Annotated in this window: 13 protein-coding genes and 3 tRNA genes; 4 read left to right on the forward strand and 12 right to left on the reverse strand. The window is 43.8% G+C overall.

Annotated elements, in window-relative coordinates; all coding sequences use genetic code 11:
• Positions 1 to 70: 70 nt before the first annotated feature.
• From AC5GD6_RS01250 to gdhA, 7 genes are all read right to left on the reverse strand, one after another.
• Entirely contained in the window at positions 71 to 931 is an 861-nt protein-coding gene (locus tag AC5GD6_RS01250) for a SigB/SigF/SigG family RNA polymerase sigma factor (RefSeq protein ID WP_491846066.1), read from the reverse strand.
• The gene (locus tag AC5GD6_RS01255) at positions 921 to 1,298 is read right to left on the reverse strand and encodes a hypothetical protein (RefSeq protein WP_303871315.1); all 378 of its coding nucleotides are present in this window, start codon (positions 1,296 to 1,298) and stop codon (positions 921 to 923) included. Before AC5GD6_RS01255 ends, AC5GD6_RS01250 begins: the two co-directional genes overlap by 11 nt.
• A 102-nt stretch (positions 1,299 to 1,400) precedes the next feature.
• Positions 1,401 to 2,129, reverse strand: a complete 729-nt coding sequence (locus AC5GD6_RS01260) for a hypothetical protein (RefSeq protein WP_303871313.1) — start codon at positions 2,127 to 2,129, stop codon at positions 1,401 to 1,403.
• Positions 2,130 to 2,197: 68 nt separating this feature from the next.
• Positions 2,198 to 3,628, reverse strand: a complete 1,431-nt coding sequence (locus tag AC5GD6_RS01265; protein WP_491846067.1) for a replication-associated recombination protein A — start codon at positions 3,626 to 3,628, stop codon at positions 2,198 to 2,200.
• A 29-nt stretch (positions 3,629 to 3,657) separates the two neighbouring features.
• The gene (locus AC5GD6_RS01270) at positions 3,658 to 4,896 is read right to left on the reverse strand and encodes a deoxyguanosinetriphosphate triphosphohydrolase family protein (protein WP_491846068.1); all 1,239 of its coding nucleotides are present in this window, start codon (positions 4,894 to 4,896) and stop codon (positions 3,658 to 3,660) included.
• The gene (locus tag AC5GD6_RS01275) at positions 4,856 to 6,853 is read right to left on the reverse strand and encodes a GNAT family N-acetyltransferase (RefSeq protein WP_491846069.1); all 1,998 of its coding nucleotides are present in this window, start codon (positions 6,851 to 6,853) and stop codon (positions 4,856 to 4,858) included. Before AC5GD6_RS01275 ends, AC5GD6_RS01270 begins: the two co-directional genes overlap by 41 nt.
• A 91-nt stretch (positions 6,854 to 6,944) precedes the next feature.
• On the reverse strand, positions 6,945 to 8,276 hold the full coding sequence (gdhA, locus tag AC5GD6_RS01280) for an NADP-specific glutamate dehydrogenase (RefSeq protein ID WP_311444520.1): 1,332 nt from the start codon (positions 8,274 to 8,276) through the stop codon (positions 6,945 to 6,947).
• A gap of 233 nt (positions 8,277 to 8,509) precedes the next feature.
• Between gdhA and AC5GD6_RS01285 the strand changes: the two genes are divergently transcribed.
• The 4 genes from AC5GD6_RS01285 to add all read left to right on the forward strand — a co-directional run bounded on the left by AC5GD6_RS01285 (position 8,510) and on the right by add (position 11,088).
• Positions 8,510 to 8,586 (forward strand) — tRNA-Pro (locus tag AC5GD6_RS01285).
• Between the two features lie 7 nt (positions 8,587 to 8,593).
• Positions 8,594 to 8,669, forward strand: a tRNA-Gly gene (locus tag AC5GD6_RS01290).
• A gap of 285 nt (positions 8,670 to 8,954) precedes the next feature.
• Positions 8,955 to 9,914, forward strand: coding sequence for a diacylglycerol/lipid kinase family protein (locus tag AC5GD6_RS01295; RefSeq protein ID WP_276770418.1), 960 nt, complete (start codon positions 8,955 to 8,957; stop codon positions 9,912 to 9,914).
• Between the two features lie 142 nt (positions 9,915 to 10,056).
• Entirely contained in the window at positions 10,057 to 11,088 is a 1,032-nt protein-coding gene (gene add / locus AC5GD6_RS01300) for an adenosine deaminase (protein ID WP_491846070.1), read from the forward strand.
• 150 nt (positions 11,089 to 11,238) lie between these two features.
• Here add and ptsP read toward each other — a convergent pair whose 3' ends face one another.
• The 5 genes from ptsP to AC5GD6_RS01325 all read right to left on the reverse strand — a co-directional run bounded on the left by ptsP (position 11,239) and on the right by AC5GD6_RS01325 (position 15,902).
• Positions 11,239 to 12,942, reverse strand: coding sequence for a phosphoenolpyruvate--protein phosphotransferase (ptsP, locus tag AC5GD6_RS01305; protein ID WP_061102871.1), 1,704 nt, complete (start codon positions 12,940 to 12,942; stop codon positions 11,239 to 11,241).
• 73 nt (positions 12,943 to 13,015) lie between these two features.
• A complete protein-coding gene (gene pfkB, locus AC5GD6_RS01310; RefSeq protein ID WP_006302559.1) occupies positions 13,016 to 13,939 on the reverse strand; it encodes a 1-phosphofructokinase in 924 nt (307 codons plus the stop codon).
• A gap of 128 nt (positions 13,940 to 14,067) precedes the next feature.
• Positions 14,068 to 14,144: transfer RNA gene (locus AC5GD6_RS01315), tRNA-Arg, on the reverse strand.
• Positions 14,145 to 14,204: 60 nt separating this feature from the next.
• Complete coding sequence (locus AC5GD6_RS01320) at positions 14,205 to 15,194, reverse strand: type I phosphomannose isomerase catalytic subunit (RefSeq protein WP_491846071.1); 990 nt, start codon at positions 15,192 to 15,194, stop codon at positions 14,205 to 14,207.
• A 252-nt stretch (positions 15,195 to 15,446) separates the two neighbouring features.
• Positions 15,447 to 15,902, reverse strand: a complete 456-nt coding sequence (locus AC5GD6_RS01325) for a fructose PTS transporter subunit IIA (RefSeq protein WP_276770427.1) — start codon at positions 15,900 to 15,902, stop codon at positions 15,447 to 15,449.
• Between the last annotated feature and the right edge of the window lie 155 nt (positions 15,903 to 16,057).

Here is a 16,057-nt window from a genome sequence, read left to right on the forward strand (position 1 = left end):
TTATACAAAATAACAATATTCATATGGTATATGAGATCTTGTATCAAAAGCGCAAGCGCGTGCCAAACACTTAACTACTCTGCGAATCTGCATGCTCCATCACATGATTTGGATCAAGCTTTTCTTGAAACTTTTGCAGCGTTTTACGCAAGAGACGCGATACCTGAACTTGAGAAATCTGCAACTTCTGCGCAATCTCAACCTGCGTAAAGCCTTCCAAAAAGCGCATACGAATAATCTGTTGTTCACGTTCTGAAAAGTCTTTAATTGCCTGCTCCAAAACAATACGATCATCAGATGATTCAAGGTCTTCATCAACCAAAGCATATTTATCAATAACGGTACTCGATTGTGTACCATCATCATCGTCACCTTGAGGAACATCCAAAGAAACCGAAGTGTATGCATGAGCCGATTCCATAGCTTCAAGAACTTCATCAACACTTACACCCAAGGCTTGCGCGATCTCATCGACTGAAGGACTACGCTGGAGTTTTTCGGTAAGTTTATCGCTTACTTGAGTGACTTTTGCCGAAAGCTCTTGCAAACGACGCGGCACACGAACCGACCACCCCTTATCACGAAAATGACGCTTGATCTCCCCCATGATAGTTGGTGTTGCAAAAGTGGTAAATTCCAAACCGCGACTTATATCAAACCTATCTATAGCTTTAATAAGACCAATCGTAGCAACTTGGACCAAATCGTCCAATGACTCGCCGCGATTCTTAAACTTTGAAGCCAAAAAACGCGCAAGATTCAGATGTGCTAAAACAAGCTGTTCACGTGCTTGTTCGTCGCCTGTTTCTTTGTATCGCTTAAAAAGTTCTTTTGTTTTTTGCTTGTCTCGTATGCTGCGCTTAGATTTTTTTAGAGGAAGTTGCGTACGCAGACGTGAGGAAGCCGACGGTGATTGCTCATTATTCGACATGGACACCACCAAATGACTTTTCCAAATGTAGCGTATGTTCATCGGTTTCGTAGCACGCATCGCACACTGCGTTAAGCATTAAATTCACCAGTTCGAAGTCTTGCTGTGATGTATCTTCCTTAAAATCACCAGTTCCTAGACAAAAATCTATAGACATGCAATGGGGTTCAAGCGTAAAGGTAATGTCACAAGTTTGCGGACGTGTGGCGCAAGTGTATACAAAACCTTCTTCGGCTGCCATACGAACATCTTCTACATCGTCTACGCTCATATGACAAACTACTGCTAAATTAGCTGCCATCATGCGCACACTGCGCGCAAACTCTGGCAAGGCGGGTACGGTTACGTTAACTTGTGTTGTGGGCATGAAAAGTTCCCCTTACTTTCTTTTTTTCATACAACAACTTATATTCGTTGTAGACGTATAGTTTCAAAACCTTACTTAATTGAATGCACTCATCTAACAGCTTTAAGACTGCGATGCTTGTGAATTGGCAAGTTCATCTATATCATCAAGTGCAACTGCTTCAGAATTACCTAAGGTAGCCTGCGTTTGCGCAGCTGACGTGCTCGTAGAATCAGACGCCGTGTTAGAAGTAGATGATACGTCCTTTTCGTGTGAGGCTTGTTCATCAGCTTTTGAAACTGCAGCGTAAGAAATATATGACGTTGTTGCATGCGACGAAGAAGCCGGCTCTTGGTGAGTTAGCAGCGGACGATCTGGCGTTTCGTCGTCAGATGGCGAGGCAAGACCTTTTTCGATGGCATTTTTTGCAGATGTATAGCCCTGCAAAAAATTGCTTGCAACCGAAGACGTTGCTTTTGCAATGCCTGATATCGCGGTTTTTGCGGCTTGATCAAGCGTAGTTGAAACGCCTGCAGCCTGCGCAGAAATTTTTGAAACATCACTGAGAATATCCTCGGTTGCTTCAAGCTGGCGGTTAATAGTATCAAGCGTTTGGCTTGATTTAAGTGCAAGTGGCTCAAGCTGAACAATCGTTGGATGCAAATCATCAAGTGCAGCATCAAGCTTTTGAACAACAGGCTGAACCTGCTCGCACGTTTCGCACGTAGTATCAACAAGGCGACCTATATCACTTCTCATACGACGAAGGGTTAAAATTGCCTCGATAAGCGCAAGTACTAAGACAAGCACGCATACGCATATCGCCACTATAATCAGTATATTTGTATCCATAGTGCATCCGTTCGATCAAAGGTACAGCCACATCAAATTTGGCATGTTTACTATGTTTATTGTACCAATTATTTGTCACGTGAGCCGCGCGCATTCTTTTTAATACGTTTAAGCTCGTTATCTCTCCATGCTTCCCACCCACGCGCGGACGGCGCATAAAAAGCCCCTTCGTGCAAACCTTCAGGCAAATATGTTTGCTTCACCCAACCATCAGGATAATTATGAGGATAAAGATACTCGCCGTAGGTTTGTGAACCCACGCGGTGACGATCACGCAGGTATGAAGGCACTTCTCGATAGGGGCCTTTTTTTACCTCGGCAAGAGCCGCATCAATACCTGCCTCAGCAGCGTGAGATTTAGGCGCCAGTGCACAATAAAGAGCTGCCTGCGCAAGGTTTATGCGACATTCGGGGTAACCTATGGTACGAGCTGCGTCCATAGCGGCAGCTGCCACGCAAATTGCTCCAGCATCGGCATTGCCAATATCTTCTGACGCGCAAATCAAAATACGGCGCGCAATAAAAATAGGATCTTCGCCTGCGTCAATCATGCGTGCAAGCCAATACAGCACTGCATCAGGATCTGAGCCGCGCATCGACTTAATAAATGCCGAAATAATATCGTAGTGCATATCCTGCTGCTTATCATAAGGTAAGCCGCGCGCTGGATTAGCCAGCTTAACGTGCTCTAACGTAATAAGAATAGGTTTTGACCCGTCTTGCGCATGAATATCTGATGCATTGGGGCGCGCTACTTGAGAAGCAAGTTCAAGCGAGGTAAGCGCTGCGCGCGCATCTCCTGCCGCCATATAAATCAGAGCCTGTAATGCACGCGCATCAAGCGTAAAACAATTATTCAAACCGCGCGAATCCACCAGGGCGCGCTTAATAATGCAGGCAATGTCATCATCGCTTAGGCGCGTAAGTTCAATAATTTTGCTTCTGCTGATAAGTGCCGAATTCACTTCAAAATAAGGATTTTCGGTTGTTGCACCAATTAAAATAACGTCGCGATTTTCTACGCCCTTAAGCAAACTATCCTGTTGCGAACGAGAAAAACGATGTATCTCATCGATGAACATAATTGTTTTTACATTTGTGGTGAGAAGGCGACTGCGCGCTTGTGCAAGCTCTTCGCGGACGTCCTTTACGCGCGCAAGCAGCGCTGACAAGTCTACAAAATGCGCCGAACTTGTATGAGCAATAATTTGAGCAAGTGTGGTTTTACCAGTTCCAGGAGGCCCATATAAAATGATGGATGATAAAATATCGCGCTCAATTGCCAGTCGTAACCACGAATCTTTACCGATACACGCTTTTTGACCCACAAACTCATCAAGCGTGCGCGGTCGCATGCGCACAGCAAGTGGAGCATTGCCGTTACAAGACATAACCTGTGGCTTGCACGCAGATGCACTCACATCCGCTGGTTTATGCGCGCAAGTTGCGCTCTGCGATGAGTTATTTGAATCGTTCATTAAATCAAAAAGCGTTTGCATAACCTAAGCCCTAACCGTAAAGGTAGTTGTTAGTATTCAAAACGGTGAAAACGAGGATACGAGGGAAATATATCCTGCGAATCTGGCAACAAATGCCTGCATAAATCTATAAAATACGAATCTGTCATCGACGCAATAAAGTCGGTAACCGTTTGTATAGGATTCTTTTGCCATGCATACACATATCCATAATGGGAAAGATGCTGCGAAACAGGCTCAATATGGTGACGATAAATAATTGAGTGTGTATCATTGTGCTCAACAGCGTCCAATTCGTGGTCAAATACCTGTTGAAACAGTTGCTGTATGTGTTGGCCAAATTTGCCGTCAACCTCGGCTGTCATGTAAATCTTGTCATAGTTTTCTTTTTTTGCGCGAGCAAGCTCACAAAACGCCTCATCAGAAAGCTCAATGTGATCTTTTCCTAAACTATGCTCAACACAATCGGCAACAAAAGCACTGAGCGCCCATGAGTTATATGTTCCGCCAAGACCATCGGAAAAACTATGCTCGTCACAAAGACCAGCTAAAATAGCATCTTGGCGATCTTTTCCTACATAAGCAATAATGTCGCACAGGCGCACTACACAACCTTCAAGCGTCATCGGACGAAGCGTGTTAATATATGCCTCGCCTTCGTGCCATGCACGCGCTACCATGTGGTCATACTCATCAAATGTTGAAAGATCACTGGTTTTTATAACCTGCTGCTCAAATTCTCCGTTATGACAAATAATACCGTCTAATACCTGCAAAGAAAGATTGCGCTTGTAAAGCGTGTCAAGCGAGCGAACACTTTGTACGTTGTGAAAGAAATAACCGCCTGTATATGCATGATAAATGGAGCTTACATAACGCTCTCCAATATGACCAAACGGGGTGTGACCAATATCGTGACCCAACCCAATTGCTTCAATTAAATCGAGGTTAAGGCCAAGCGCACGTCCAATGTCGCGTGCAACACGGGCTACCAGCTGCACATGAAGATTGCGACGCGTTAAATCGTCGTTAGAGCGAAACGAAAAAACCTGCGTTTTACCTGCAAGACGATTATATGCAGGAGTATGAATGATTTTTTCAACATCACGAACAAAAGCTGGCCGCAATATGCTTTCGTGATCCTCATCAACGTCGCGACGAATAACCGCCGTATCAGGTGTTGCATATGCACTCACACGATGGTTTTTGTGCATATCCTTAATTTGATCAGCGCAAGCGCGGGTAAGCTCACCTGTTAGATGAGGTGCATACGGGTTTGTTTGTATCACGATAGAACTCCTTATTACTGTCTTGATCTTTTAATTCTATCCAAACTTCCAAAGCATCATCGCAAACTTCTACGCCAAGGCTTCTTTGCAGCGCAATACTTTCTGTATTTCCCTGGTTGATCTCAAGCCAAGCTATATCGCCACGATCTAAAAATTGGTTGATTTTGTACGATTCTAACGCCTTTCCCCAACCTTTTCGTCTAAAGGGCTCAAACACTTCTAGCATACCAATTGCACCATATTCATGCTCGCCAATGTAGCCAACTAGCATATCATGATCAAACGCGCCCACAATACAGCCACGGCGTAAAAGTTGAATATACTGCTCATCAGTATACGAATCGGCATAGCTATACGTTTTCTTAATGGTATCAAGATAACTTTCGTCTAAAGGTTTTATCACGCGATGGGCACTAATACGTCGCTTTTTTGAAGAGGTATACACGCCAATATAATAAACGTTTGAACTCTCATATGAATCAAGCGAAGAAAGCTCTTCTAACAGATGATAATTTGTTAAGCAGACAGCTCGTGTAGAGCCAATCACCTGCATAAGCAAGCATGCACGCTGGGCGTTACTTGACCACAACATATCGCAGCCATTAGAGAGACCCAATAAAATGGAGTCGTCGTCAACATATTTTAAGACACCTAAGCCACGCCTGAGCGCTTCGCGCAGGCCTAGAACCCCATGCGCGACGTGCGTACGGTCTTTTTTATTTGTTGTATCTGCACAAACTTCATCTAACAGAGTAAGGGCGCGCGAACGCGCAGACGCTTGTGCGTAAGGCGTGTGGCTCAGCTCATACGAGGCATACACCAAAGAAAAGCGCTCACAAAGCTCACGAGAACCATGCACACCGGGGTGACCATAATAATCGGCCATCATTGTATTGTTATGAGAAAGCAGGCGCAAACCATCAACAAACACCAGATTGTCATAGCACCTACACTGTGCCTGTATCCAGGACGAAACTTGATTAAAGCAGCTCAACTTATGCGGAGGATACATATCGGGTGTATGCCACACAGGCGAAAGCACAAAGATCGGAACCTGCGGAAATACATGAGTGAGCTCAACAAAATACGCGTGAATATCTTTATGAACCAAACGCGCTAAACACGGCTCATAGCGATAGTTGGCGCCCAACTCAACAATAATAACCTGCGGATTTATAAACTGAGATAAACCGTAGAGTAAGCCCGGCTGAAACACCTGACCACCAATAGACTGATTAACAACTTCTAAGTTGTGAGTTTGTGCAAATGTATGTACCCACACACGTGCCGGATCACCAGTAATAAAACCTTGCGAAATGGAATCGCCTAATACTAAAAGTTCCGGCTTGTGTTCAACCGGGCGCACGAACGTTCCGTTTGCATATATCGAACGAATAATACAACCACGAAGCGCAGGTAAGTGGATACAAACTTTGTGTACACCACCAAAGCCTGGAAGCTGCACGCTCCCAACAAGTGGCATATCCTGCGGATCTTCAAGTAATAGATTGATGTAGCTATTGTCAGCAACATTCACAGGTGGAATATGGCGTCCATCAATATCAACAGATACGCCATCATATACAGCATGCGAACTTTGCGTTGAGATGATCTCATCACATTTGTGAACTTGTTGCATACGCTTAGCAATGTCGAGCATTGCTCGCGTACCTGATGGTTCCTCATCCAAACGCAGCTCAACAAAGATTTCTGACGAGTCGGTTTCAAACTGTAAGGTAATGCCTGCACATGTACGTGCCATTTGTCGAAACAAACCAGGGTGCCATGCGCGACAAGAGCCCAACGCGCGAAATTGCTCATGCGTAAAACGCCACGGACGAAACCATGACTTTAATTCTGGCGCAACACGCACGGCACCACAGACAAAATCCTTTGCAGCAACGCAGAGGGGCTGTGCCCCCAATCTCCCTTGTTTTATGCGCTCGTCTAACGTCATACCTTTGAATATCTTTCATACAAATAGTAACTATTACCTGATTGAAGCGCGCAAGCGCATAGGAGCCCAATTTATGCGAAGCGAATGTAACTTAGCAAATACCTTGAGCCATCATAGCTGCGGCAACTTTATTAAATCCGGCAATATTTGCACCTTGCACAAGATTGTCTTCTTGGCCAACTTCGGCAGCTGCTGTAGTTGCAGCTACAAATATATCATGCATAATATCGTGTAATTTGGCGTCAACTTCCTCAAACGTCCAAGAAAGGTGCTCGTGGTTTTGGCTCATTTCCAAGCCCGAAACCGAAACTCCACCTGCGTTTGCAGCTTTACCTGGCGCAAAATATACACCATTTTGCATAAGGTAAGTTGTTGCCTCCAAGGTTGTTGGCATATTTGCGCCTTCAACAACAAACTTTGTACCATGTGCTACCAGCTGTTTTGCATCGTCTAAGCCCAGCTCGTTTTGCGTTGCACAAGGAAGCGCAATATCACAAGTTTCTCCCCAAGGACGCATGCCTGCATGATAGCTTGCATGGGGGCGAGCTTTAACGTACTCACTTATACGTGCGCGACGTACCTGCTTTATGTCTTTCAGCAAGTCAACATCAATACCTTGCGGATCCATAACATAGCCCGAAGAATCCGAAACCGTAATAACATGCGCGCCAAGCTGCGTTGCTTTCTCAACGGCATAGGTTGCAACATTGCCAGCACCCGAAATTGCTACCGTTTTACCAGCAAGTTGCGTATTTTTGTGGTTAAGCATTTCGTTAAGGAAATAAATGGCACCATAACCTGTTGCTTCGGTACGCGCCAGCGATCCACCAAACGATAAACCTTTTCCTGTAAGCACACCTGACCACGTGTTAGTAAGACGTTTATATTGGCCAAACAAATAACCAATTTCGCGGCCGCCAACACCAATATCACCAGCTGGCACATCGGTATCTGGGCCTACATGTTTAACGAGCTCGCACATAAAGGATTGACAAAAACGCATGACCTCGGCATCGGACTTACCTTTAGGATCGAAGTCTGCGCCACCTTTACCACCACCCATAGGAAGTGTGGTAAGACTATTTTTAAAGGTTTGCTCAAAACCTAAAAACTTAAGAATGCTCAAATTAACCGAAGGATGAAAACGCAGACCACCTTTGTATGGTCCTATTGCCGAGTTAAACTGGACTCGATACCCGCGGTTAACTTGTACCTTACCGCTGTCATCTACCCACGGAACACGAAACATAATAATGCGTTCAGGCTCTACCAGGCGTTCAAGCAGCGATTGCTCTTGATATTCGGGATGTTTATCAAGAACGGGTTGTAATCCCGTAAGAATTTCGGTTGCAGCTTGGATGAACTCGGGTTGTGTGCTGTAGCGGTTTTTGAGATCGGTAAGAACCTTTTGAGAATAATTCATGGTTGAACAGCTCATATATCTCCCATCAATTGATTGTTAGTCTATAATTTTATAAAACTAACGTTGTAAAACTAAAGCTGATATACCCTTTTACATAAAGAATAATTCAGACCTTTTTATTATAAGACGTAACAAGGCGTTGTGAAAAGATGTACCAATTTTGAAGGATGATTTTCTCACGAAAAAGATACTTGCCTCAAAGAACAATCTATTTTATACTAGTCAAGCGGTTGCGGGGTGTAGCGCAGCTTGGTAGCGCATCTGCTTTGGGAGCAGAGGGTCGCTGGTTCGAATCCAGTCACCCCGACCAGTTTTTTGCGGCGGTAGTTCAATTGGTAGAGCATCAGCCTTCCAAGCTGATTGTTGCGGGTTCGAGTCCCGTCCGCCGCTCCATATTTGGAGTTTTTTGTAATCTTTTTTAACCTTTTCTCATTTTTGCCATTTTACGTAATGAGTAAACTTTTGTAAAAGCCTTTTCATGTGTGATTAGCGCGGTTTAATTTGTAATTTTTTTCGATCTTTTTGATACAGGTAACACATAAGCGTGCCTCTTGGATTCTTTTCAGCATAAAAATTGTTCACAATTGTTCACAATTGTTCACAAAAATAGAAAACTCATGATTCATACCTATAAAAGTCGGCTAAAATAAAAGGTAAAGCAAACAACAAGGGAGAGTTATGCCTAATCTTAATCTGGGACGAACACTCGTTATTGCAAACCCCGCTTCACACAGTGGAAGGGGCCGCATGGCGGCAATGCGCGCGCAGAGATTTTTTAATTCGTACTCTTCCATCTCAACTTCTTTTGAAATGTTGCTTACCAAAGGTCCAAAGGATGCCACGCTGATGGCAGAAGACGCGTGCGACTACGACACGGTTATTGCTCTGGGCGGCGATGGTGTTATCCATGAAACTATAAACGGTCTCATGAACATTCCTCGCGATAAGCGCCCTACACTCGCGGTTATTCCTATGGGTTCGGGCAACGATTTTGCTCGTACCTTAAACGCAACTTATAACGCTCCTGATACCTCGCTGGCCGAAATTTTTTCTGGACATCACCGCAACTTTGATTTGGGAAAAATTACTAATGAGCAGGGAGAATCTACCTATTTTATGGAAACCCTCTCCTTTGGTTTAGATGCTGCCGTATCTGTTGATACTACAATTCGCCGTGCTGACCATGCAAAACAAGAAGGTTCTGCATTATTTGCCACGTCAGGCCTCAAAATTATGGCGCGCGGACATAAAGGGTATCAAGCGCATCTTAGTTTAAGCACCAATCAAAGCTATGACTTGCCTTGCATTGTACTGGTAGCAAATATTGGTCCAACCTATGGCGGCGGCTTTATGATTTGCCCTGACGCCAAGCCTAACGATGGTTTGTTGAGCATGTGTTTTAATACTAAACGTCCTTCGATTCCCCATTTACTGGCGCTTTTTGGACTTGCGCGAACAGGTTTACACACGCATTCAAGCATTATCACCACTGCCGAAGTTACCTCATTTGAAGTAAGTTTTAGTGACCCGCTGGTACCTTGTCAAACAGATGGCGAAGTATTCCAAGGCCAAAGCTACAAAGTTAGCATTTGCCCACATGAGCTTGATGTTATTGTGCCCGCTCAATGCCGTTGGTAAGGAAGTAAATACGCTCCAGTTTGCTATGTTATAGCGACTTCTGCACTTAAAACGCATTAAAACACATGCAAGCTATTCACTCTATCCATTAAAATATAGTACATGGTAACCAAAGTCATTACCCATAAACTCGGAGGTTTATATGGCACACGAAATTTCGCGTCAATTCATCCAAGGCCTGCCTAAGGCAGAGCTTCATCTGCATGTAGAAGGAACGCTTGAACCTGAGCTTAAACTTAAGCTTGCACAGCGTAACCACATTGATATTGGATTTGATGATGTTGAGTCAATTAGAAATACCTATAATTTTTCTGATCTTCCTTCATTTTTAGATGTGTACTATGAAGGCATGAAAACACTGGTAACCGAGCAAGATTTTTATGACCTTGCATGGGAATACCTGCTCAAAGCGCAGGAAAACAGCGTGCGCCATGTTGAGATGTTTTTTGACCCACAAGCACATGCCTCACGTGGAGTTGATATTCAAGATGTATTATACGGCTTACTGCGTGCGTGTAGCGATGCACGCGCGTTAGGCGTAGACGCAGAACTTATCATGTGCTTCCTGCGCGATTTTAGTGCCGAAAGTGCACGTCTTACCATGGAAGCTTTTAAAGACTTTGCCGATCATCTCATAGGTGTTGGCCTTGATTCTGACGAGCACAATAATCCCCCACTTAAACTCTTTAACCAATTTGCATCCGCACGAGAACTAGGGCTTCATGTTACTGCTCATGCCGATATAGACCAAAAAGATTCTATAGAGCATATTAAGCAGCTCCTAGAGGTAATTGATGTAGAACGTATTGATCATGGAACCAATATTGTTGAAGATCCTGATTTGGTTGAATTAGCCGCAAAGCGCGGTGTTGGTCTTACATCATGTCCTATTTCTAATACCTTCTGTGGCAACGACACTAAGCAAAACGAAGTTAAGGATTTGTTGAATCGCGGTGTACAAATATGCATTAACTCTGATGACCCCGCATATTTTGGTGGCTACATCTGCGATAACTACGAAGTTCTTGCACAAAGTGGGGTGTTTTCGCGCGAAGATATTATTGAGTTTGCTAAAAATAGCTTTAGAATGAGCTGGATTTCCAACGAGCGAAAAGCTTTATACCTACAAGAAATTGACGCCTATGTTGCGCATTGGGATGAAACACACGCCTAAAAGCAACCGCATATAAGCGCGTGTCTACGCGCTCATAGCGAAAAATAAACCCCTAAGAACAAATATTCTTAGGGGTTTTATATCTTACAAACCCGACACTATATGTGATCGGGACTTATACGCGCGCAAAATCTGCACGCTGCAAAGAGCTTAACGAGCAGCAGCTTGAAGTGCAGCTTTAACTTCGGCTGCGGTCTTAAGACACATAACTTTCTCGGTAAGGGCATCGGCCTCTGCTTTTGTCCACGCAGAAATAATACGACGAGTACGAAGAATTGAAGGAGGATTAACCGAGAACTCATTTAAGCCAAACGAAATAAGTACCGGAATAAGCAGTGGATCTGCAGCAGCTTCACCACACATACCAACCATAATACCTTTTTCGTTACCAGCAGAAATAATACGCTTAAGCGAACGCAGGACTGCCGGTTGATATACGTCATACAGATATGCAACACGATCATTTCCACGGTCAGCGCACATAGTATAACCAATTAAGTCGTTCGTACCAATAGAGAAGAAGTCACACTCCTCTGCCAGATTGTCGGCAATAAGAGATGCGGCAGGAGTCTCGATCATGGTACCAATTTCGATATCTTTGTTATAGGCAATACCGCGTTGATCAAGGTCTTCCATGCATTCTGCAACGAGCGCACGAGCTTGACGAACCTCGTCAAGGCAGGTAACAAGCGGCAACATAATTTTAATATCACCAAAAGCAGACGCACGCAACAAAGCTGTAAGCTGAACCTTGTACTGGTCGGCATTGTTTAAGCAATAACGAACGGCGCGGAATCCCATAAATGGATTATCTTCTTTTTGCAAGTGCAAATAAGGAATATTTTTATCGCCGCCCACGTCAAGCGTACGAATGATAACAGGCTGATTCTTCATACGAAGTGCTACTTTTTGATACGCAGCAAACTGTTGATCTTCACTTGGGAGCTCGGGAGCGTCCATGAAAAGAAATTCGGAACGGAAAAGACCAACGCCTTCGGCATCATGTTCAACAGCAGCGTTGGCGTCATCGGGATTACCAATATTGGCAACCAGGAGAACCTTATCACCATCACCTGTAACCGTATCTTTACCGCGATACGATTCCAACGCAGCTTTTTCGCTTGCAAACACTGCAGCTTTAGTACGATATTTTGTGAGTTCAGCATCGCTTGGATCATCAATAACGCGACCACGAGACCCATCAACGATTACCATATCACCTGTTTTAATGGTTTTTGTAACATCTTTGACCGAAAGAACTGCAGGGATTTCCAAAGCACGCGCAATAATTGCGGAGTGAGAAGTACGGCCGCCTGTTTCGGTAATGATACCTGCTACGTTTTTCTTATCGATATCTGCTGTCATAGACGGCGTAAGCTCGTGCACAACTACAATAGAGTGCTCGGGCAAGCTGGACAAATCAACGACCTCTTTACCAAGCAAGTCTGCCAAAATACCAGTTTTAACATCGGCAACATCGGCTGCGCGCTCGCGGAACAGCTCGTCTTCCATATTTGAAAACATATTAAAATACATATCATATGCTTCGCTTACTGCTTGCTCTGCACACATGCCCGAATCAATAGAAGAATTGATAGCTTCTTTAATTCCATCATCTTCTGCAAATTCAATGTGAGCACCCATAATAGCTGCAGATTCTTTACCAACCGTACGCGTCATACGCTCGATTTGCGCGTTTGTTTGATCGATAAATTTTTGTAACGCCTGTGCGTAACGCTCTTTCTCTGCCGCTAAATCTGTTGGTGCGGTAGGGGTAAACGATAAATCGGGAGCAACTGCAACTTGTGCAACTCCAATACCATAACCGTCAGATGCGTTAATTCCTTCAAACATGCAAATCCTCCTTGTGGCCGGCACATATGAATAACCTAGAACAATACCAATTTATTAAAAATAAATTACTCTATTATTTATTCGCAATAAGTGCATCAAGTTCTGCACTAATGCGATCGATCGTTGCGCGATTTGCAATGCCCTTGCTTGCTGCAGTAGCGGTACCACATGCAGACGCAAAGCGCAATGCTTCGTCGTAAGAAGCTCCTGCTTGAGTCTTTGCAACAAAACCAGCAACCATTGAATCTCCAGCACCCGTTGCGTTCTCAAGCTTAATTTTTACCGTTGGGCAAATATGAATTTCGTTATGTTCATCAATAAGCAGCGATCCATGACCACCACAAGAAACGATAACATTTTGCGCGCCTTGATCGTGGAGCTTTTGCGCATAGGGAATACAATCCTCGGGTGTTTCAGGCGAGGCGTCAAAAATACGACCAACTTCGTGATTATTGGGTTTGATAAGGAATGGATGCGCAGGAAGTGATTTTAAGAGCAATGCACCGGGTGCATCCACAACAAAGCGTACGCCTCTATTTTCGAGACGTTTCATGATAATGTCGTACATGTCTTCAGGGAGTGATTTTGGAATGGAGCCCGTAAGAATAAGTGTATCACCTTGTGCAATGCATTCTAGACGCTCAAGAAGCTCGTCTACTTTATCGGGAGTAATGACAGGGCCCATACCATTACACATAGTCATAACAATGCCGTTGAGCTTTACATTAATACGTGTAAAACCTTCTTTAAGACGAACAAAATTAGCAGAGACGCCATTATCTTGCAGCGTTTTAATGAGATAGTCGCCCGTAAATCCGGCGGCAATACCAAAGGCGACGTTAACAACTTTGAGTTCGTTTAAAAGCGTTGATATGTTAATACCATTACCACCGCAATAAACTTCTTCGCTTGAAGATCTATTAGTAAATCCCATGTCCAAACTAACAGGGTGCATAACATAGTCAATCGCAGGATTGAGGGTAACTGTATAAATCAACGCAAACTCCTTCCATTACACATTCGTATTTTATTATGACTCATAATATACATAATGTAACGAGAAACTCCTAAAAAATATGGACTTATGCATATAACAAACAAATGCATAAGTCCATGCTTAAAGTCTGGTGCTCCCTAGGCGATTCGAACGCCTGACCTGCGGTTTAGAAGACCGATGCTCTATCCAACTGAGCTAAGGAAGCTAATAACACTACCATACTAACATGTATTATTTAAATTAGGAACACCAATATAAAGTTTTTTTAGATATGTGACGCAATAAGCGTCATATCCCCTTCCAATTGCAGCGTTGAGCACAATGCCGTCACGATGACGTGAGATCCACGTTTAACAGAAAGACCTGCGATACTTCCTTTACCCTCAACAACGCTGACACATAAAAATGGCGCCGATTGAGTAAGCGTATGTGTTCCATGTACTCGTATGCGTAAAATTGTATAACGAGGACAAACACACAGTGTGGTGACTCCATCATGCTCGGGAGCATGCACGGCACCCGAAGACAATAACGGTGCATGGTAGTTGATAACGTCTAAACTTTTTTCCATATGAAGCTCACGAAGGCTTCCATCTTTTTGGCGACGATCATAATCATAGACACGATAAGTAATATCGCTTGATTGTTGAGTTTCTAATACCATGGTTCCAGCTTTTATAGCGTGAACACATCCTGGATCGATTTGGAAAAAGTCGCCTTCATGAATTGGTACTTCGTTAAGCACCTCTTTCCATGCACCCTGCTTTACCAATTGAGCAAATTCCTCGCGTGAATGCGCTTTTTGACCCACAATAATGGTTGCGTCCGGCTTGGCGTGTAACACATACCAACATTCACTTTTACCTAAAGAATTGTGCTCATGGACACGTGCATAAGCATCGTCTGGATGCACCTGTATGGATAAATCGTCTTCGGCATCAAGAATTTTAATGAGCAGAGGAAATCTATCAGAGGCTATATTGCCAAACAGCTCAGGATGCGAATCCCATACCTGCGAAAGCGTATTTCCTGCAAGAGGACCTGCCGAAAGTTTGCAATCCCCATGAGGGTGTGCAGAAATGGCCCAGCACTCCCCTATACGACCATCAGGTATAGCGTAATTAAACTCGGTTTCAAGGTGACGTCCACCCCAAATTTTTTGGTGAAATTCTGGGTTTAAGCAAAGAAGCTCAAGATTTGCAACTGCAGAACACGTCGACTGATCTTTCGATGCATCACATTCACTCGAATTCATAAGCAACCTGACCTTTTATAGCAACGTATAGTATCTTTGGTGATAAAACTCTTTCACCTCTATTACAAGCTCAACACAAGCTCAACGCGTAAAGAGCTTTTCCTTTAGTATACACATGCCTTTACCATGGTTAATGGTTTACTCAAATGCTCGATAAAAGTGCACAAACTAAAAAAGATAGCTACAAAAAAGCGCATGTACACCACGGTACATGCGCAATAACTTACTATAGACCAATGCAGTAAAGCTCTGTTATGCCTCAAGTCCTTTGTTGATGATCGCAGCAATTGCAGCTGGATCTTCGCTCTCCAAAACAGAAGCACGGAATTTTTCGTCCATGAGCAAAACAGCAACTTTAGAAAGAAGTTGTAAATGAGTAGTGCCTGCCTCTTTGGAAGGAACAAACAGCGCAATAGCAGCACGAACAGGCTTTTGATCCATGCTTTCCCATGCTACATTGCCACTAAATTTAACAACAAGCACGGTTGCTTGCTTGATAGCATCACATTTTGCATGAGGAATTGCAAAACCATCCATCATGCCTGTGGTACCCTCTGCCTCGCGCGCTTTAAATGCATCAAGAACACCTTGTTCATCATCAGCAACGCCAAGCTCACAGGATTTCTTTGCAAGAAATGCCAAAACTTCATCAACGCTTGTTGAAGAATTTTGCAGAAAGACATGTGAAGATTGTACAAAATCGCCCATATTTATGCCCCTTATCTTATAAGCGGTGTGTATACACATAAGACTATACAAGACTTGCACATCTTTTTGTATGACACACAAAACGTAGCCACTTTTTATATTTCCTACAAATTATAGCAAATACTTATAAGCTCTTGAGCCTTAATGGTACGAAT

The organism is Fannyhessea sp., from assembly GCF_986145555.1.